This window comes from Pelagerythrobacter sp. (assembly GCF_041912895.1).
Classification (GTDB): Bacteria; Pseudomonadota; Alphaproteobacteria; order Sphingomonadales; family Sphingomonadaceae; genus Pelagerythrobacter.
The window spans coordinates 180,600-197,269 of the sequence record NZ_JAYSGI010000005.1 but is presented as its reverse complement, the minus strand read 5'-3'; the positions used below and the strand labels follow the sequence as shown (position 1 = coordinate 197,269).

At 68.1% G+C, this 16,670-nt stretch carries 16 protein-coding genes, 1 tRNA gene and 1 riboswitch; of the genes, 7 read left to right on the top strand and 10 right to left on the bottom strand.

Translation table 11 applies throughout. The features are described from left to right. The first annotated feature begins 6 nt into the window (after positions 1-6). Positions 7-109, top strand: a riboswitch (yybP-ykoY riboswitch). Positions 110-198: 89 nt separating this feature from the next. Beyond that, positions 199-780, top strand: coding sequence for a TMEM165/GDT1 family protein (locus ACE3QC_RS13980; RefSeq protein WP_374409255.1), 582 nt, complete (start codon positions 199-201; stop codon positions 778-780). Here ACE3QC_RS13980 and ACE3QC_RS13975 read toward each other — a convergent pair. Beyond that, positions 777-1,754 carry a winged helix DNA-binding protein gene (locus ACE3QC_RS13975; RefSeq protein ID WP_374409253.1) on the bottom strand — a complete coding sequence of 326 codons (978 nt, stop codon included), beginning with the start codon at positions 1,752-1,754 and terminating at the stop codon, positions 777-779. The two genes, ACE3QC_RS13980 and ACE3QC_RS13975, sit on opposite strands and share 4 nt — an antisense overlap. Positions 1,755-1,831: 77 nt before the next feature. Next, complete coding sequence (locus tag ACE3QC_RS13970) at positions 1,832-3,121, bottom strand: adenylosuccinate synthase (RefSeq protein ID WP_374409251.1); 1,290 nt, start codon at positions 3,119-3,121, stop codon at positions 1,832-1,834. Between the two features lie 126 nt (positions 3,122-3,247). On the opposite strand from ACE3QC_RS13970, the gene ACE3QC_RS13965 reads away from it, so the two are divergent. Continuing rightward, positions 3,248-4,063, top strand: coding sequence for an aldo/keto reductase (locus ACE3QC_RS13965; RefSeq protein ID WP_374409249.1), 816 nt, complete (start codon positions 3,248-3,250; stop codon positions 4,061-4,063). Here the strand turns inward: ACE3QC_RS13965 and ACE3QC_RS13960 are convergent. From ACE3QC_RS13960 to ACE3QC_RS13950, 3 genes are all read right to left on the bottom strand, one after another. After that, entirely contained in the window at positions 4,049-5,164 is a 1,116-nt protein-coding gene (locus ACE3QC_RS13960; protein ID WP_374409247.1) for an ATP phosphoribosyltransferase regulatory subunit, read from the bottom strand. The genes ACE3QC_RS13965 and ACE3QC_RS13960 overlap by 15 nt on opposite strands. Before the next feature lie 167 nt (positions 5,165-5,331). Continuing rightward, positions 5,332-6,918, bottom strand: a complete 1,587-nt coding sequence (serA, locus tag ACE3QC_RS13955) for a phosphoglycerate dehydrogenase (protein WP_374409245.1) — start codon at positions 6,916-6,918, stop codon at positions 5,332-5,334. 117 nt (positions 6,919-7,035) lie between these two features. After that, the gene (locus ACE3QC_RS13950) at positions 7,036-8,196 is read right to left on the bottom strand and encodes a phosphoserine transaminase (protein ID WP_374409243.1); all 1,161 of its coding nucleotides are present in this window, start codon (positions 8,194-8,196) and stop codon (positions 7,036-7,038) included. A 177-nt stretch (positions 8,197-8,373) separates the two neighbouring features. Between ACE3QC_RS13950 and ACE3QC_RS13945 the strand changes: the two genes are divergently transcribed. Next, positions 8,374-9,519 (top strand): glycosyltransferase family 4 protein, encoded by a 1,146-nt coding sequence (locus tag ACE3QC_RS13945; RefSeq protein WP_374409241.1) that lies wholly within the window; start codon positions 8,374-8,376, stop codon positions 9,517-9,519. A 2-nt stretch (positions 9,520-9,521) separates the two neighbouring features. On the opposite strand, the gene ACE3QC_RS13940 is transcribed toward ACE3QC_RS13945, so the two are convergent. The 3 genes from ACE3QC_RS13940 to ACE3QC_RS13930 all read right to left on the bottom strand — a co-directional run bounded on the left by ACE3QC_RS13940 (position 9,522) and on the right by ACE3QC_RS13930 (position 10,993). Beyond that, a complete protein-coding gene (locus ACE3QC_RS13940) occupies positions 9,522-9,977 on the bottom strand; it encodes a hypothetical protein (protein ID WP_374409239.1) in 456 nt (151 codons plus the stop codon). A 66-nt stretch (positions 9,978-10,043) separates the two neighbouring features. Further along, positions 10,044-10,364: a DUF2218 domain-containing protein gene (locus tag ACE3QC_RS13935; RefSeq protein ID WP_374409237.1), complete on the bottom strand. Its 321-nt coding sequence runs from the start codon at positions 10,362-10,364 to the stop codon at positions 10,044-10,046. Continuing rightward, complete coding sequence (locus ACE3QC_RS13930; protein ID WP_374409235.1) at positions 10,361-10,993, bottom strand: PadR family transcriptional regulator; 633 nt, start codon at positions 10,991-10,993, stop codon at positions 10,361-10,363. The genes ACE3QC_RS13935 and ACE3QC_RS13930 overlap by 4 nt, the downstream gene beginning before the upstream one ends. Before the next feature lie 100 nt (positions 10,994-11,093). Between ACE3QC_RS13930 and ACE3QC_RS13925 the strand changes: the two genes are divergently transcribed. From ACE3QC_RS13925 to ACE3QC_RS13915, 3 genes are all read left to right on the top strand, one after another. Continuing rightward, positions 11,094-12,410, top strand: a complete 1,317-nt coding sequence (locus ACE3QC_RS13925; protein WP_374409233.1) for a replication-associated recombination protein A — start codon at positions 11,094-11,096, stop codon at positions 12,408-12,410. Further along, positions 12,407-13,288, top strand: coding sequence for a hypothetical protein (locus tag ACE3QC_RS13920; RefSeq protein WP_374409231.1), 882 nt, complete (start codon positions 12,407-12,409; stop codon positions 13,286-13,288). The genes ACE3QC_RS13925 and ACE3QC_RS13920 overlap by 4 nt, the downstream gene beginning before the upstream one ends. Before the next feature lie 121 nt (positions 13,289-13,409). Beyond that, a tRNA-Thr gene (locus tag ACE3QC_RS13915) sits at positions 13,410-13,485 on the top strand. 62 nt (positions 13,486-13,547) lie between these two features. On the opposite strand, the gene fumC is transcribed toward ACE3QC_RS13915, so the two are convergent. Next, positions 13,548-14,930, bottom strand: a complete 1,383-nt coding sequence (gene fumC / locus ACE3QC_RS13910; RefSeq protein ID WP_374409229.1) for a class II fumarate hydratase — start codon at positions 14,928-14,930, stop codon at positions 13,548-13,550. Then, the gene (queF, locus tag ACE3QC_RS13905; protein ID WP_374409227.1) at positions 14,927-15,385 is read right to left on the bottom strand and encodes a preQ(1) synthase; all 459 of its coding nucleotides are present in this window, start codon (positions 15,383-15,385) and stop codon (positions 14,927-14,929) included. The genes fumC and queF overlap by 4 nt, the downstream gene beginning before the upstream one ends. Positions 15,386-15,492: 107 nt before the next feature. Here queF and ACE3QC_RS13900 point away from each other — a divergent pair, with 107 nt between their 5' ends. Continuing rightward, positions 15,493-16,665, top strand: a complete 1,173-nt coding sequence (locus tag ACE3QC_RS13900; protein WP_374409225.1) for a hypothetical protein — start codon at positions 15,493-15,495, stop codon at positions 16,663-16,665. Positions 16,666-16,670 lie beyond the last annotated feature (5 nt).

The following is a 16,670-nucleotide window of genomic DNA, read 5'->3' as shown; positions in this document are numbered from 1 at the left end:
TAGGAAACACACGTCATCTGGGGAGTAGCCGACCGCCCGTCCGGGGCGGGCCCATGCGTCAACATACTCGGTCGAGAGGCCGTGGCGCACGGGGAACGGGAAACCGTTCGGGCGAGACCAAGGGCATGGCACACCGCCCGGCCGGGCGCGTGGTGCGATGCCGTTTGTCTTGTCTGGTGCCCGGCCCGGAGAATCCACGTGGAAGCCTTCCTGACCTCGACTGCCGTGGTCGCGCTCGCCGAGATCGGCGACAAGACCATGCTGCTCGCCATCGTGCTCGCCGCGCGCTTCAAGGCGCCGGTGCCGATCGTGCTCGGCATCCTGTTCGCCACGCTCGCAAACCACGCTTTCGCCGCCTTCGTGGGCGAGCGCGCCAGCTTCCTGCTCGACGGCACGTGGTTCCGCTATGCCGTCGCCATATCGTTCATCGCGATGGCGGCGTGGACGCTGGTGCCCGACACGTTCGACGAGGACGAGGACGCGAAGCCTTCGCGCTACGGCGCGTTCCTGACCACGCTGGTCGCGTTCTTCCTGGTCGAGATGGGCGACAAGACGCAGATCGCCACGATCGCGCTCGGCGCGCAGTTCCAGAACGTGCTGACGGTGACCGCGGGCACCACGCTGGGCATGATGATCGCCAACGTGCCTGCGGTATTCCTCGGCAATGCGCTGATCGCCAAGGTTCCGCTGGGCGTGGTCAGGGCCGTCGCCGCGCTGCTGTTTCTCGCGATCGGCGTGTGGTTGCTCGCCGAAACCGCGGGCTGGCTGCCGGGCGCCTAAACCAGCTTCTGCGCCGTCTTGCCGAGTTCCGCAAAGTAGTGGGCCATCGCGTCGGCGGTCCGGTCGGACAGCGCGATGAAAGCGCGGCGACGGTCCGCCTCGTCCTCGACCCGTACGAGGAGCCCCGCCTCGACCATCTGGGCAATCCAGCGCAGCGCGGTGGTCGGCGGGACGCCGCTGGCGATGCACAGGCTGGTGACCGAGACCCGCGCGTGCTCGGCGCGCGCGGCGGTGAGGTCGAGCAGGATATCCCACGCGGGATCGGCGAACAGCGCGGATTCGAAGAACCGGTCGCGCAAACGGCGTTGGCGGATGATCCGGCGCACCAGCCGCGGATCGGGCAAGGGTGGTCGCGGCTGACGCAGCAGCTTGCGTTCGCAGCTCTCGTCCTCGCCCCGATAGCCCTGCGTCGGGGATTCGAAACGGAATGCACCGCCGTCGCGCGGGAGCCCGCCGGACAGGCGATCGAGACGCGTCGCGATCTCGCTCACCTGCTCGGTCAACCGAAGCAGCGTCAGGCGGTCGTCCTGGGATAGCTCGCGCACGCGCATGCCGGGCAGAATGGCCAACGCGCGGCCAAGCGCAATTACGCGCTCTCCCCTAGTGGGATCGACCAGCACTTGCGCACGCGACTGGTCGAGGCAGCCGAACACCGCATCGAGCGCGTCCAGCGTGGTCGATACGACAAGCTGCGCCCCGGCCCGTGCCGCGCGGACATCTAGCCGGGCGAGCGCGGCGAGCGTCGCCGCATCGGCCTGTGGACAATCGAGCACGACCACGTCAGCCAGGACGCGCACCGCCGCCCCTTCCGTCAGCATCGTGACCGGGCCGATCTCGCCCAGCCTCAGCCCGGCGGCGGCGGCATCTTCGCCGATCGCCTGCCGCTGCGCCGCACCGTCCGCGTAGACGGCCGCAGCCAATGCCGCGCCGCTTTCCATTCCAGCCATGTCGTAGACGAAATCCGCTTGCCCCATGAGTTTCCGACTCCGCAATTCTATATGCGAACATCGGTAGAACAAAACGGGATTAAGTCAAGAATGGAGCGATTGGGTCAATCGATGAAGGGATCGCGCACGAGGATCGTGTCTTCGCGCTCCGGACTGGTCGATACGAGCGCCACGGGCGTCTCGATCAGCTCCTGCACCCGCTGGATGTACTTGATCGCCTGCGCCGGCAGGTCGGCCCAACTGCGCGCGCCGGCGGTGGTTTCCTGCCAGCCGTCCATCTCCTCGTAGATCGGCTCGACCGCGGCCTGGTCGGCGGCGTGCGAGGGGAAATAGTCGAGGATCTTGCCGTGCAGGCGATAGCCGGTGCAGATCTTCACCGTGTCGAACCCGTCGAGCACGTCGAGCTTGGTCAGCGCGATGCCGGTGACGCCGCTGATCGCGCAGCTCTGACGCACCAGCACCGCATCGAACCAGCCGCAGCGCCGCTGGCGCCCGGTGACGGTGCCGAACTCGTGCCCGCGCTCGCCCAGCCGCTGGCCGACATCGTCCGACAGCTCGGTCGGGAACGGCCCGCTGCCCACGCGCGTGGTGTAGGCCTTGACGATGCCAAGCACGAACCCGGTGCTGGCCGGTCCGAGCCCCGATCCGGCCGCAGCGGTGCCGCTGACGGTGTTCGAGCTGGTGACGAACGGATAGGTGCCGTGATCGACATCGAGCAGCACGCCCTGTGCCCCCTCGAACAGAATCTTCGCCCCGGCCTTCCGCACTTTCTTCAGCCGCTTCCACACCGGCTGCGCGAAGCGGAGCACGAACGGGGCGATCTCGCGCAGTTCGGCGAGCAGACCTTCGCGATCGACCGGCGACTGGTCGAATCCGGCCCGCAGCGCATCGTGATGCGCGCACAGGCGGTCGAGCTGGGGTTCGAGATGGTCGAGATGCGCCAGATCGCACACGCGGATCGCGCGGCGGCCGACCTTGTCTTCGTACGCCGGGCCGATGCCGCGCCCGGTCGTGCCGATCTTGCCCGCGCCCGCCGCGCTTTCACGCAAACCATCGAGGTCGCGGTGGAGCGGCAGGATCAGCGGGCAGTTGTCGGCGATGGCGAAGTTGTCGGGCGTGATCGTCACCCCCTGCCCTTCGAGCTTGGCGATCTCGGCCTTGAGGTGCCACGGATCGAGCACCACCCCGTTGCCGATGATCGACAGCGTGCCGGTAACGATACCGCTCGGCAGCAGGCTGAGCTTGTAGACGTTATCGCCCACCACCAGCGTGTGGCCGGCGTTGTGCCCGCCCTGGAAGCGGACGACGGCATCGGCGCGGCTGGCGAGCCAGTCGACGATCTTGCCCTTGCCCTCGTCGCCCCACTGGGCGCCGATCACGGTGACGTTGGCCATGGTCCGTCCTGCCTACCTTCTGCACTGCACAAACGCCGCGGGCGTTAGGCGCTGCACCCGCGCAGGGCAAGGCGCAAGCGGGATAGATCGCGCCGACAATGCATTGAAGCTGGCAAAGGAGATTTTATGACCGGCACCCCCACGCTCAAGCTCAACGACGGCCGCGCGCTTCCCCAGCTCGGCTTCGGCACTTGGCAGATCGACGACGACAAGGCGGCCGACCCGGTGCGCACCGCGCTCGATATCGGTTACGATCTGGTCGACACCGCCGCGATCTACCGCAACGAACGCGGAGTGGGCGGTGGCCTCTCGGGCCGCGAGGATGTGTGGCTGACGACCAAGATCTGGAACGATAGCCAAGGCTACGACAACACGTTGCAGGCGATGGACAAGAGCCTCGCCCGGCTGGGGCGCGACAGCGTCGATCTCGTGCTGATCCACTGGCCCTGCCCGGCAAAAGGACTGACAGTCGAGACGTGGGAGGCGCTGGTGGAGGTGCGCAAGGCAGGGAAGGCGAAATCGATCGGCGTGTCGAATTTTCGCGAGGAGGACCTGCGCGCGGTGATCGATGCGACCGGCGTGACCCCGGCGCTCAACCAGATCGAGCTGCATCCCGGCTTCCAGCAGCGGAGCCTGCGCGCGGTGCATCGCGACCTGGGCATCGTGACGCAGAGCTGGTCGCCGCTCGGCCAGGGCGACGCGATGGACGATCCGGCGGTCGAGGCAATCGCGGAAGAGACCGGCCGCCCGGCCGCCGCGGTGATCCTGCGCTGGCATCTCCAGCACGGCCTCGCGACGATCCCCAAGGCGAGCAGCCGCGACCATATTGCGGCGAACTTCGAAGCGCTCGATTTCGAGCTGTCGGACGATCAGATGGGGCGGATCGATGCGCTCGACGATTCCGACGGCCGGATCGGGCCAGAACCGTCAGAGACCAACTAGCGCCACCGCCTCGCCGCCGTCGAGACGGTGGGTACATCCCAACGCTCGCGGATCGTCGCTTTCGGACAAGGCGGCGAGCGTTCGCCAGCCGATCGCGCGCAGGCGTTCGGCGGCTTGGCGGTCGTGACCGAGCGGGAGGAACAGCGTCTGGCGCGTCGCAGCGTCGGGCCCTGGCTCGGCCAGCCGGTCGAGGTAGAGCGAGAAGCCCGTCGCGCGTTCCTCGGTTCCGCGGATGCAATAGGTGCCGCCGCGCCCGACCGCGCCGCGCGATCCGGCGGCGTAGAGCGTGAAGCCGAACCAGCTCTGATATTCGAAACCGTGCCGCTCGGTCGGGTCGAGCGTGCAGCGTACGCCGGGCGGAATGCGCGCGGCGATCGCGCGCAGCCCGGCGATGCGGCTGTCGAGCGCGCCGCCCGTATCGATCGCCGCGATTCGGCCGAGCGCCTCCTCGAGATCCCCGGCGGCATAGAGAAGCGGCAGATAGCTTTCCCCACCCGCCGCGCGCAGGCCGCCCGCATCCTTCATGTCGAGTTCGCGCCGCACCGCCTCGACCGCATCGGGCGCGACCGGCAGCGCGCCTGCCGCCAGCGTATCGACCAGATCGGGCATGGTGAAATCGACCGACAGCCCGCTCGCACCCGCCGCCGCCAGCGCTTCCAGCGCCAGCGCGACGATCTCGCCGGCCGCTTCCGCGCTGTCGCTGCCGATCAGTTCGGCCCCGAGCTGGAGCCGCTGGCGGGCAGGATCGAGCTGATCGGCGTCGATGGTCACGACCTCGCCCGCATAGCAGAGCCGCAACGGGCGCGGCGCAGCGGCGAGGCCGGTGGCGGCAATGCGGCCCACCTGCGGCGTCATGTCCGATCGCAGCGCCAGCGTGCGCAGGCTGGCCGGGTCGACGAAGCGGAACATCCGCCGGGTCTGCACCCCGTCCATCCGCCCGGCGAGCGAGCGCTCGAACTCGACCAGCGGCGGGCGCACCCGGTCGTATCCGTGCCCGTCGAGCACATCGAGCGCACCGCGCATCGCTGCGGTCAACGCCGCCGCGGCGTGCGGCAGGCGATCCTCGAGGCCTTCGGGCAGGAGATCGTCGGGGTCGGTCATACGGTCCTTCGAGACGGGCTTTCGGCTGCGCTGCGGCCTTCGGCCTCCGCTTCGCTCAATCCCTCCTCAGGATGAGCGGTGGAAATTATCATCGCTCATCCTGAGGAGCCGCTGAGCTTGTCGAAGCGGCGTCTCGAAGGACCCGGAAAGCCTTGGCCCAGCACCGGTCAAAACGCCAGCGGCATGACTGTCTTCACGCCTTCGAGCGCGCAGGCCTCGGTCACCACCTCGTCGGGAATCGGCTGGTCGACGCTCAGCAGCAGCACCGCTTCCCCGCCCGCATCGCGGCGGCCGAGGTGGAAAGTGCCGATGTTGATCCCGTTGCTGCCCAGCAGCGAGCCGATGCGACCGATGAAGCCCGGCGCGTCCTCGTTGACGATGTAGAGCATGTTGCCCTTCAGATCGGCCTCGATCCCGACGCCGAAGATCTCGACCAGCCGCGGCGCCTCGGACCCGAACAGCGTGCCCGCGACCGAACGATCGCCCGCAGCGGTCGCCACGGTGACGCGCACCAGCGTGTGGTACACCCCCTCGCGGTCGTGGCGCACCTCGCGCACGTCGAGCCCGCGCTCCTTCGCCAGATAGGGCGCATTGACCATGTTCACGCTGTCCGAATACTGGCGCATCAGCCCCGCCAGCACCGCGCCGGTGATCGGCTTGCCGTTCAGCTCCGCCGCCGCGCCCGACCGTTCGATGCTGATCCGGTCGAGATTGCCGTGCGCGAGCTGGCCGACAAGGCTGCCGAGCTTTTCCGCCAGCGCCATGTACGGCTTGAGCTTCGGCGCTTCTTCGGCACTCAGGCTCGGCATGTTGAGCGCGTTGGTGACGCCGCCGTCGACGAGGTAATCCGCCATCTGCTCGGCCACCTGCAGCGCGACGTTGACCTGCGCCTCGGTCGTGCTCGCGCCCAGATGCGGGGTGCAGATGAAGCCCGGGGTGCCGAACAGCGGCGATTCCTTGGCCGGTTCGGTCTGGAACACGTCGAGCGCGGCACCTGCGACGTGGCCCGAATCGAGCAGGTCCTTCAGCGCCGCCTCGTCGATCAGCCCGCCGCGCGCGCAATTGACGATGCGGACGCCCTTCTTGGTCTTGCCGAGGTTTTCCGCGCCGAGGATGTTGCGCGTCTGGTCGGTCAGCGGGGTGTGCAGGGTGATGAAATCCGCCTTGGCCAGCAGGGTGTCGAGATCGGCCTTCTCCACCCCCATCTCGACCGCGCGCTCTTCGGTCAGGAACGGATCGTAGGCGACGACCTTCATCCGCAGGCCGAGCGCGCGGCTGGCGACGATCGAGCCGATGTTGCCCGCGCCGATCAAGCCGAGCGTCTTGCCGGTGACCTCGACGCCCATGAAATCGTTCTTCGGCCATTCGCCGTGCTGGGTGCGCACGTTGGCCTCGGGAATCTGGCGGGCGAGCGCCATGATCATCGCGATCGCGTGTTCGGCGGTGGTGATCGAGTTGCCGAACGGGGTGTTCATCACCACCACGCCCTTGGCGCTGGCAGCGGGGATATCGACGTTGTCGACCCCGATTCCCGCGCGGCCGACCACCTTGAGGTTGGTCGCCGCATCCAGAATCTCGGGCGTCACCTTGGTCGCGGAACGGATGGCGAGGCCATCGTACTGGCCGATCACGGCCTTGAGTTCGTCGGGCGTCATGCCCGGCTTCACGTCGACCTCGCAGCCGCGCTCTTCGAAAATGCGCGCGGCGTTAGGGTCCATCTTGTCGGAGATGAGAACTTTGGGTTTCTGGGACATTTGCAATTCCCTTCAATCGTCATGCTGAACTTGTTTCAGCATCCATCGAGCCTTCGAGAGCGAAGTGCGATGGGGAGAAATGGACCCTGAAACGAGTTCAGGGTGACGGGGAGCGGATCAGGCGCCGGCTTTCAGCCCCTCGTAGGCCCACTCGATCCACGGCAGCAGGCGCTTGAGATCTTCCTGCTCCACCGTGCCGCCGCACCAGATGCGCAAGCTCGGCGGCGCGTCGCGGTAGCCGTTGAAGTCGTAGCCGACGTTCAGCTCCTCGAGCTGCTTGGCAATTTTTTTGGGCACCGCCGCCTGCTCGTCTGCCGAGAGGCTTTCGTACCAGTCGCCCTGAAACACGAAGCACACGCCGGTGTTGGTGCGCTGCGCCGGATCGGGGACCATGTTGCGCAGCCACGGCGTCGCCTCGATCCAGTCGGTGACGATCTTGGCGTTGGCCTCCGCCCGCTCGAACAGCGCCTTGCGCCCGCCGATCGCCTGGGCCCATTCGAGCGCGGCGATGTAATCCTCGGTGGCGAGCATCGAGGGGGTGTTGATCGTCGCGCCTTCGAAGATGCCGGTGTTGATCTTGCCGCCCTTCTTGAGGCGGAACAGCTTGGGCAGCGGCCATTCGGGATCGTATTCCTCGATCCGCTGCACCGCCTTGGGGCTGAGCACCAGCATGCCGTGCTGCGCCTCCGAACCCATGACCTTCTGCCACGAATAGGTCGTGGCATCGAGCTTCGCCCAATCCATCTCCATCGCGAAGATCGCGCTGGTGGCGTCGTTGATCGTCACGCCCGTGCGGCCCGGGGCGAGCCAGTCGGTGTTCGGGATTTTCGCGCCCGAGGTGGTGCCGTTCCAGGTGAAGACGACATCGTTTTCCTGTGGGATGCTCGCGAGATCGGGGATTTCGCCATAGTCCGCGTCGAGCGTGGTCAGGTTCGGCAGCTTGAGCTGCTTCACCGCATCCTGGATCCACACGTTGCCGAAGCTTTCCCACGCCGCGACCGTGGCGGGCCGCGCGGGATCGAGCATCGTCCACATCGCGCATTCGAGCGCGCCGGTGTCCGAAGCGGGCATGATGCCGACGAGGTAGTCGTCGGGCACGCCGAGCAGTTCGCGGCTGAGGTCGATCGCGTACTTGAGACGCGCCTTGCCGAGCCCCGAGCGGTGCGAGCGCCCGAGCGATTCGGTTTTCAGCTTGTCGAGGGACCAGCCCGGGAACTTGGCCGTGGGGCCGGACGAGAAGAAGGGGCGCTCAGGCTTGAGCGTCGGCATATCAGTCATGTATTCTCTCCTTGCAGAGAGCGCGCGCGGCGTTGGGACCGCGTGGCCCACGCGCGGCAATAATGTTGCGTCCAGCCGAGTCAAGCGCGCATAGGATTGCATCGACAGGGCGGATGACTTTTGCGGCTGGCAACCTCTCGCCAAGCGCGCATCACCGCCCTATGGCCGGGCCCGACCATGCAGACCGCAGATCTCCGCATCGCCCTGTTCAGCGGCAACTACAACTATGTGCGCGACGGGGCGAACCAAGCGCTCAATCGGCTCGTCGGCTACCTGTTGGGGCAAGGCGCGGCGGTGCGCGTCTATTCGCCGACGGTGGCGGAACCCGCCTTTGCGCCAACCGGCGATCTGGTGAGCGTGCCGAGCGTGGCGATCCCAGGCCGTTCCGAATATCGCATCCCGCTCGCCCTCTCTCGCGCCAACCGGGCCGATCTGGAGCGGTTCGCGCCGAACGTGGTGCATACCTCCTCGCCCGATTTCGTCGCGCAGGGTGCGCTGCGTTGGGCGCACCGCCGGGGCATTCCCGTGCTCGCCTCGGTCCACACCCGGTTCGAGACCTATCCGCGCTATTACGGCCTCGGCGTGATCGAACCGATGCTCGAGGCCTATATCCGCAACTACTACCGCCGCTGCGATGCGCTGGTCGCGCCTTCGCAGAGCATGATCGATACTTTGCGCGCGCAGCGGATGAACGACGACATCTCGCTGTGGACGCGCGGGGTCGACCGCACGGTGTTCGCTTCGGACAAGCGCGACCTCGCGTGGCGGCGCGCGCGCGGCATCGCGGACGACGATGCCGCGGTGGTGTTCCTCGGCCGGCTGGTGATGGAAAAGGGGCTCGACGTCTTCTCCGAAACGATCGCCGAACTGCGCCAGCGGAACGTGCCGCACAAGGTGCTGGTGATCGGCGACGGCCCGGCGCGCGGCTGGTTCGAGCGCGCGCTGCCCGGCGGCATCTTCGCGGGCTTCCAGACCGGCGCCGACCTTGGCCGCGCGCTGGCGAGCGGGGACGTGTTCTTCAACCCCTCGATCACCGAGACGTTCGGCAACGTGACGCTGGAGGCGATGGCCTGCGGCCTGCCGGTCGTGGCAGCGGGCGCCACCGGCAGCGCGAACCTGGTGCAGGACGGCGAAACCGGCCGCCTCGTGCCCTCGGGCGATGCCGCGGCCTTCGCCGATGCGATCGCGCCCTATTGCACCGACCCTGGCCTGCGCGCGCGCCACGGCGCGGCGGGCGAGGCGCGCAGCCTGGATTTCGACTGGGACGCGATCAACCAGGCGGTTGCGGACACCTATCTCCGGCTGATCGCGTCGAAAGCCTAGGGTCAGCGCAGCACGCCTTTGTTCCGCATGCTGATCGCATAGATCAGCAGGAACGTCGCGACCGACCAGATCACCACGGTCATGATCGCGGTCGCGCCGGTGCTGGCCCATTCGGGCTGCGGCGTGACGGCCTGATACATCGTGGTGCCGGCGAGCCCGACCAGCGACAGCGCAAAGGCCCAGACGGCGAAGCGCGTGCGCAGGAGCAGGAGCACCGATCCGATCACCGCGCCCCACGTGCCGAACGCCCAGCAGGCGTGCGCCCAGGCCGGGAAGCTGTCGATATAAGCCAGCATCTCATCGACCGAGATACCCATGCCCTGCGTCATGCTCGCGAGATAATCGCGGTTGCTCAGTTGCGACTGGGTATAGTCGTTCGCGCCGAAAGCATTCCAGACCAGCGATACCACGCCAACGAGCCACAAGTGCCACGGCGTCTTGCGTGCAGCTTCCACCATATTCGAACCCCTCTCCATGCGGCCCGGGGCGAGAATATCACTCCCGCCCCGGACGCGCCAGCAGGGTCAGGCGTCGCGCCAGTCGAACGTCAGCGGCGCCTCGCGGAAGGCGAAGCGGTCGAGGTGATTGGCGACGACACCCTTCAGCACGTCGCGCTGGCCGGGCTCGCTCGCGTCGATCCGGCATTCGAGCGCGTCCGGCCCGGCATCGAGCGTGAGGACCGCGTCCCCCGCCCACGATCCGCTGCGCCCCTCGGCCGGGAACGTCACCGTCCCCTTGTCCGCCGAATAATCGACCGCGAGGTTGTGCGACCAGTGCTTGCACAGCTGCTGGAGATAACGCGAACCGCTGGTGGTGGGGACGGAGGCTGTGGTCGCGCTGGTCATAGTCGTTCGATCCTTTTTGCCATGTCGTCGATCATGTCCACGATCTCGTCGATCGTGCCTTGATCGAGCTTGCCCGAGCGGGCGCGGTGCTTGAGCACATTGGCAAGATTGCCCATCGCACGCCAGAGGTGCGGCGACCGGCCGCGCTGTTCGCGCTCGCCGTGGGCGGAAAGCCGTTCGAACAGCACCTCGACCTCGTCGGCCTTCTCCGCCAGTTCCGCGCGGCCGGCATCGGTCGCGGCGAAGGCCTTGCGCGGGGTGTCGTCGCCGCGCTCCTCGATCATGCCTTCGTCGGCGAGAAGCTGGAGCGTGGGATAGACCGCACCGGGGCTCGGCGCGTAATCGCCGCCGGTCAGTTCCTCGATCGCCTTGATGAGTTCGTAGCCGTGGCGCGGCTCGTCGGCGAGCAGCTTGAGCAGCGCGAGCCGCAGTTCGCCGTGGCCGAACATCCGCCCGCGGCGGTGGCCGCGTCCGCCGCCGCCGAATGGCCCGCGCGGGCCGAACGGCCCATCCTGCCCGAACGGCCCTTTCGGTCCGAACGGACCATCCGAACCGAACGCGGCGGCCCAGCTCCGCCCGGCGCGCCGCCATTCGCGGCGCATGTCGTTGTGATCGCTATGATGGTGCATCGTGAACTCCTTTCTTCCGATGCCTCACGATATATCTTTGAGCTATCGGTTTTCAAGGCCCCTCGCACCATGGCGTGCGATTTCCTATCTAGCGCAGGAGATGGCCGACCTCTTTCCCGATACGATTCCCGACAGCTCCGCGCCCGATGAGCCGCGCGAGGATGCACCCCTCGCCGACCGCCTGCGCCCGCGCGCGCTGGACGAGGTCGTCGGGCAGGAGCACCTGACCGGATCGGACGGCGCGATCGGCCGCATGGTCGCGGCGGGTAAATTGTCGAGCATGATCCTGTGGGGCCCGCCCGGCACCGGCAAGACGAGCATCGCGCGCCTGCTCGCCGACGCGGTCGGCATGCGCTTCGTCGCGATCAGCGCTGTGTTTTCCGGCGTGGCGGACCTCAAGAAAGCCTTCGCGGAAGCCGACAAGGCGGCGGAGGCCGGACAGCGCACGCTGCTGTTCGTGGACGAAATCCACCGCTTCAACCGCGCGCAACAGGATGGCTTTCTGCCCTTCGTCGAGCGCGGCACGGTGACGCTGGTCGGCGCCACCACCGAGAACCCGAGCTTCGAACTCAACGCCGCACTGCTCAGCCGTGCGCAGGTGCTGATCCTCCACCGGCTCGATCCCGCCGCGCTCGGCAAGCTGCTGGACAAGGCGGAAGGCCTCGAGGGGCCTCTCCCCCTTACGGACGAAGCACGCGCCGCGCTGGTCGCCAGCGCCGACGGCGACGGGCGCTTCCTCCTCAACCAGGCCGAAACGCTCTACGCCGCGCGGATCGAGGAGCCGCTGGCGCCGGGAGAGCTCGGCAGCTTCCTCCAGCGCCGCGTCGCGGTCTACGACAAGGATCGCGAGGGGCACTACAATCTGATTTCGGCGTGGCACAAATCGCTGCGCGGATCGGACCCGCAGGCCGCGCTTTACTACCTCGCGCGAATGCTGGTGGCGGGCGAGGAGCCGCTGTTCGTGCTGCGCCGGCTGGTGCGCGCGGCGAGCGAGGACATCGGCCTCGCCGATCCCCAGGCGCTGGTGCAATGCCTCGCGGCAAAGGACGCCTACGACTTCCTCGGCAGCCCGGAGGGCGAACTGGCGATCGTCCAGGCGTGTCTCTATTGCGCGACCGCCCCCAAATCGAACGCCGCCTACAAGGCGGCGGGCGCGGCGTGGCGCAGCGCGAAGGAAACCGGCAGCCTGATGCCGCCGCAGAATATCCTCAACGCGCCGACGAAGCTGATGAAAGACATCGGCTACGGCAAGGATTACGCTTACGATCACAATGCGGAGGGCGGCTTTTCCGGCGCGAACTACTGGCCCGAGGAAATGGAGCCGCAGACCTACTACACCCCGGTCGAGCGCGGGTTCGAGCGCGAGGTTCAGAAACGGCTCGAGTACTGGGACAAGCTTCGGCGCGAGCGGGAATGAGCCGCTTCCGGCACTTCCTCGCGATCGACTGGTCGGGCGCGGCGGGCGAGCGGCACAAGGGGATCGCGCTGGCGATCGCCGATGCCGCGGGCGGCCCGCCGGTGTTGGTCGATCCCGGACGCGGCTGGTCGCGCGACGAAGTGCTGACGATCCTGCGAGAGCAACTACCGCCCGACACGCTGGTCGGGATGGACCTGGGCATATCGCTGCCGTTCGCGGACTGCGGGGCGTTCTTTCCCGGCTGGCGCGAAAGCCCGCCCGACGCGCGATCGCTCTGGGCTCTAATCGACCGGATTTGCGCGGACGACGCCCACCTCGCCGCGTCGAGCTTCGTGCGGCATCCCGAAGCCGCGCGTCATTTCCGCCACTCCGGCGACCATGTCGGCGACAGCTTCCATCTGCCCGATGCCGCGACCCGCGAAGGCCGCTTCCGCCGCGCCGAACATGCGCAGCGCGCGCAAGGCGTACGGCCGGTGAGCAATTTCAACCTCGTCGGCGCGGCGCAGGTCGGCAAGTCCAGCCTCACCGGAATGCGCCTGCTGCACCGGCTGGGCGGACGCGTGCCGGTATGGCCGATCGATCCGCTGCCGGCGTCGGGTTCGGTGATCGTGGAGATGTACACTTCGCTCGCAGCGCGCGGGGCGGGCGTGCGCAAGGGTACAAGCAAGATCCGGACCTGCGAAGATCTCAACGAACGTCTCGCCGCGCTCGCGTCGCCGCCGGTGGCGCGGTCGGGGCCGATCGACGATCACTCGTCCGATGCGCTCGTGACCGCCGCTTGGCTGCGCACTGTCGCGCACAATCCCGCGATGTGGCACCCCGCCGGGCTGACGCCCGAAATCGCCCGCACCGAGGGCTGGACCTTCGGCGCGCTTTGAAAGGTTCTTGTTGCCCTATCGCTCCGCTGCTTGAGGACGACTCTTGCCCTGATGCCCTATCGCTTCGCTGCGTGAGGGCGAGTCTTGCCTTGCTCCGCCGCTTCGCTACTGGGAGCGGAACGCCGGCTTAGCTCAGTTGGTAGAGCACCTGATTTGTAATCAGGGGGCCACGGGTTCGAATCCTGTAGCCGGCACCATTCCAGCGTTGCTGGAATGGATTTTTGTCTGCGCTAACCCCGCTTCGCGCTGCTTGAGCGCGTCACACCATATCCTCAGGCCGCACCAGCCGGTCGAAATCCTCCGCGCTCACATCGCCGCTTTCCAGCGCCGCTTCGCGCAGGGTCAGCCCTTTCTTGTGCGCCATCTTGGCGATCGCCGCCGCCTTGTCGTAGCCGATCGCCGGGGCGAGCGCGGTGACGAGCATCAGCGAATTCTCCACCCCGCGCGCGATGTTCTCGCGGCGCGGTTCGAGGCCCGCCAGCAGGTGCTCGGTGAAGCTCTCCGCCGCATCGGCCAGCAGGCGGACCGAGCGCAGCGCGTTCCACGCCATCATCGGGCGGTAGGTGTTCAGTTCGAACTGCCCCTGGCTGCCCGCGAACGTCAGCGCGGCGTGGTTGCCGAACACCTCGATGCAGACTTGCGTCAGCGCCTCGCACTGGGTCGGATTGACCTTGCCCGGCATGATCGAGCTGCCGGGTTCGTTTTCGGGCAATGCCAGCTCGCCGAGGCCCGACCGCGGCCCGGAGCCGAGGAAGCGGATGTCGTTGGCGATCTTGTAGAGGCTCGCCGCCAGCGTGTTGAGCGCGCCGTGGGCGAACAGCAGCGCGTCCTGCGCGGCGAGCGCCTCGAACTTGTTCGGCGCGGTTTCGACCGGCAAGCCGGTGATCGCGGCGATCCGTTCGGCCACCTTCTCCGCAAAGCTCGCCGGCGCGTTGAGCCCCGTGCCGACGGCGGTGCCGCCCTGCGCGAGCTGGTACAGCCCCGACAGCGTCGTCTCGATCCGCGCGATCCCGCCGGCGACCTGCGCCGCGTAGCCGGAGAACTCCTGCCCCAGCGTCAGCGGCGTCGCGTCCTGCGTATGCGTGCGGCCGATCTTGACGATGTCCGCCCAGCACTTCGCCTTGGCGTCCAGATCGGCGTGCATCGCACGCAGCGCGGGCAGCAGGGCACGCACGATCTCACCCGCCACGGCGACGTTTATCGCGCTGGGGAAAGTGTCGTTCGACGACTGGCTCCGATTGACATGATCGTTGGGATGGACCGGCGATTTCGAGCCGACCTCGCCGCCGAGCAACTGGATCGCGCGATTGGCGATCACCTCGTTGGCGTTCATGTTCGACTGCGTGCCCGATCCGGTCTGCCACACGACCAGCGGAAACTGGTCGTCGAACTGGCCGTCGATCACCTCCTGCGCAGCGCGCACGATCGCGTCGGCGAGGTCACCGTCCAGCACGCCAAGATCGCGATTGGCCTCCGCCGCGGCGCGCTTGATCACGCCCAGCGCATGGATCAGCGGCAGCGGCAGGCGCTCGCCGCCGATGCGGAAGTTCTGCAAGCTGCGCTGCGTCTGCGCGCCCCACAGCGCGTCGGCGGGCACCTCGACGGTGCCCATAGTGTCGCTTTCGGTGCGTGTCGCGCTCATCCCCGCCCCCGGTAGCTGGCGACACCCTGATCGGGCACCCATAGCCCTTCCGGCGGCGCGCCGCTCTGCCAGAAGACGTCGATCGGGATGCCGCCGCGCGGATACCAGTAGCCGCCGATGCGCAGCCAGCGCGGCTTCATCTCCGCCACCAGCCGCTGGCCGATGCCTACAGTCACGTCCTCGTGGAACCCCGCATGATTGCGGAAGCTGCCGAGGAACAGCTTGAGGCTCTTCGATTCGACGATCCGTTCGCCCGGCGCATAGTCGATCACCAGATGCGCGAAGTCGGGCTGGCCGGTCACCGGGCACAGCGAGGTGAACTCGGGCGCGGCGAAGCGCACGAGATACAGCGCGCCCTCGCGCGGGTTGGGCACGTAGTCGAGCCGGGCTTCCTCCGGCGAGGCGGGCAGCGCACTGGCCTGGCCGAGGTGCAGCGTGTCGGGTGTGTCGCTCATGCCGCGCATGTGGGCCTATCGCGCGCGCCGCACAACCCGCGGGATTGCACTTCGCAATTCACGGACTATTCAGCGCCACCCGGCCCTTGCCGAATGCCTACGAATCTATGCACGCTCGCTCATCATTCCTGCTTGCCGCTGCGGCCCTGGCGCTCGCTTCGCCCGCGCTCGCGCAGCAGCAGGGATCGGCGCGCGATTTCCAACTCCCACCCGATCCGCAAACGACTGCGACGCCCGACGTCCAAGGGCCCGTCGATCCCGACGCGCCGGTGCGGACAGCGCCGCGCTCGGTTCCGACCCCCACGCCGACGGCGCAGCCCACGCCGCAGCCGACCGCGCCCGCGATCCCGCTGCAATTGCCGGCGCAGGAGCCGTCGACACCCGAGCGCACGCCGGCTCAGGCCGAGCCCGCGGCACGCCCCTCCCCGGCACCGGCAGAACCAGCGCCGACCGAAACCGCCGCTCCACCGCCGGAAGCCGCCAGCGACGAACCGCCGGCAACTGGCGGCACCGCTTTCGATTTCACACCCTCGGTCACCGACTCGACGCCGGCGACTGCCATAGCCCCGTCCGAGGAAGGCGGTTCGCTCGTCCCCTGGCTCGCGGCGCTCGTCGTGCTGCTTGTGGCGGGCGGCGCGGGCTTCTGGCTGCTGCGACGGCGCGAGGAACTGGCGCCCGTCCCGGTGGTGGAACCGCCGCTCGCGCGCCGCGAACCGCGGCCCGAGCCTCAGCCCGAGTCCGAGCCAAAGCCCGCAGCGGCACCGCCTGCTCCGCCCCAGTCCCGAACCACGTTCGCGACCCGGACCGAGAGCGTTTCGCTCGCCGCAAAGCCGCTTCGCTTCAGCCGCAGCATGATGAACGCGACCTTCGCCTGGCGGCTGGTGCTGGAAAACCGCGGCGGCGAGCAGTGGGACGATCTCGAGATCGAGGCCGATCTGGTGACCGCGCACGGCTCTGCCCCGATCGCCGACCAGCTCGCCGACGCCGCCGCCCCGCTCGCGCCGATGCGCACGGTGGCCGCTCTCGCGCCGGGCGAGACGGTTGAACTCGACGGCGACGTGCGCCTGCCGCTGCAGCAGGTACGAGCGATCCGGCAGGGCAGCGCCGCGGTCTACGTGCCGTTGCTGCGGCTGCGCGTTGCGGCGAAGGGCAAGGCGCCGCTCGCCCGCACCTTCCTTGTCGGCCAGCTTCCCGACCGGCACGGCGGCAACCTGCGTCCGTTCCGGCTCGACGAGATGCCGCAGAGCTACAGCGCGATCGGCATGCGCCCGCTCGACTAGGGACG

What these genes read in the sequence shown, in the direction of transcription:
- ACE3QC_RS13975 (WP_374409253.1), bottom strand. Translation starts at nt 1,754, where the DNA reads ATGGGGCAAGCGGATTTCGTCTACGACATGGCTGGAATGGAAAGCGGC.
- ACE3QC_RS13970 (WP_374409251.1), bottom strand. Translation starts at nt 3,121, where the DNA reads ATGGCCAACGTCACCGTGATCGGCGCCCAGTGGGGCGACGAGGGCAAG.
- ACE3QC_RS13965 (WP_374409249.1), top strand. Translation starts at nt 3,248, where the DNA reads ATGACCGGCACCCCCACGCTCAAGCTCAACGACGGCCGCGCGCTTCCC.
- ACE3QC_RS13960 (WP_374409247.1), bottom strand. Translation starts at nt 5,164, where the DNA reads ATGACCGACCCCGACGATCTCCTGCCCGAAGGCCTCGAGGATCGCCTG.
- serA (WP_374409245.1), bottom strand. Translation starts at nt 6,918, where the DNA reads ATGTCCCAGAAACCCAAAGTTCTCATCTCCGACAAGATGGACCCTAAC.
- ACE3QC_RS13950 (WP_374409243.1), bottom strand. Translation starts at nt 8,196, where the DNA reads ATGACTGATATGCCGACGCTCAAGCCTGAGCGCCCCTTCTTCTCGTCC.
- ACE3QC_RS13945 (WP_374409241.1), top strand. Translation starts at nt 8,374, where the DNA reads ATGCAGACCGCAGATCTCCGCATCGCCCTGTTCAGCGGCAACTACAAC.
- ACE3QC_RS13940 (WP_374409239.1), bottom strand. Translation starts at nt 9,977, where the DNA reads ATGGTGGAAGCTGCACGCAAGACGCCGTGGCACTTGTGGCTCGTTGGC.
- ACE3QC_RS13935 (WP_374409237.1), bottom strand. Translation starts at nt 10,364, where the DNA reads ATGACCAGCGCGACCACAGCCTCCGTCCCCACCACCAGCGGTTCGCGT.
- ACE3QC_RS13930 (WP_374409235.1), bottom strand. Translation starts at nt 10,993, where the DNA reads ATGCACCATCATAGCGATCACAACGACATGCGCCGCGAATGGCGGCGC.
- ACE3QC_RS13925 (WP_374409233.1), top strand. Translation starts at nt 11,094, where the DNA reads ATGGCCGACCTCTTTCCCGATACGATTCCCGACAGCTCCGCGCCCGAT.
- ACE3QC_RS13920 (WP_374409231.1), top strand. Translation starts at nt 12,407, where the DNA reads ATGAGCCGCTTCCGGCACTTCCTCGCGATCGACTGGTCGGGCGCGGCG.
- fumC (WP_374409229.1), bottom strand. Translation starts at nt 14,930, where the DNA reads ATGAGCGCGACACGCACCGAAAGCGACACTATGGGCACCGTCGAGGTG.
- queF (WP_374409227.1), bottom strand. Translation starts at nt 15,385, where the DNA reads ATGAGCGACACACCCGACACGCTGCACCTCGGCCAGGCCAGTGCGCTG.
- ACE3QC_RS13900 (WP_374409225.1), top strand. Translation starts at nt 15,493, where the DNA reads ATGCACGCTCGCTCATCATTCCTGCTTGCCGCTGCGGCCCTGGCGCTC.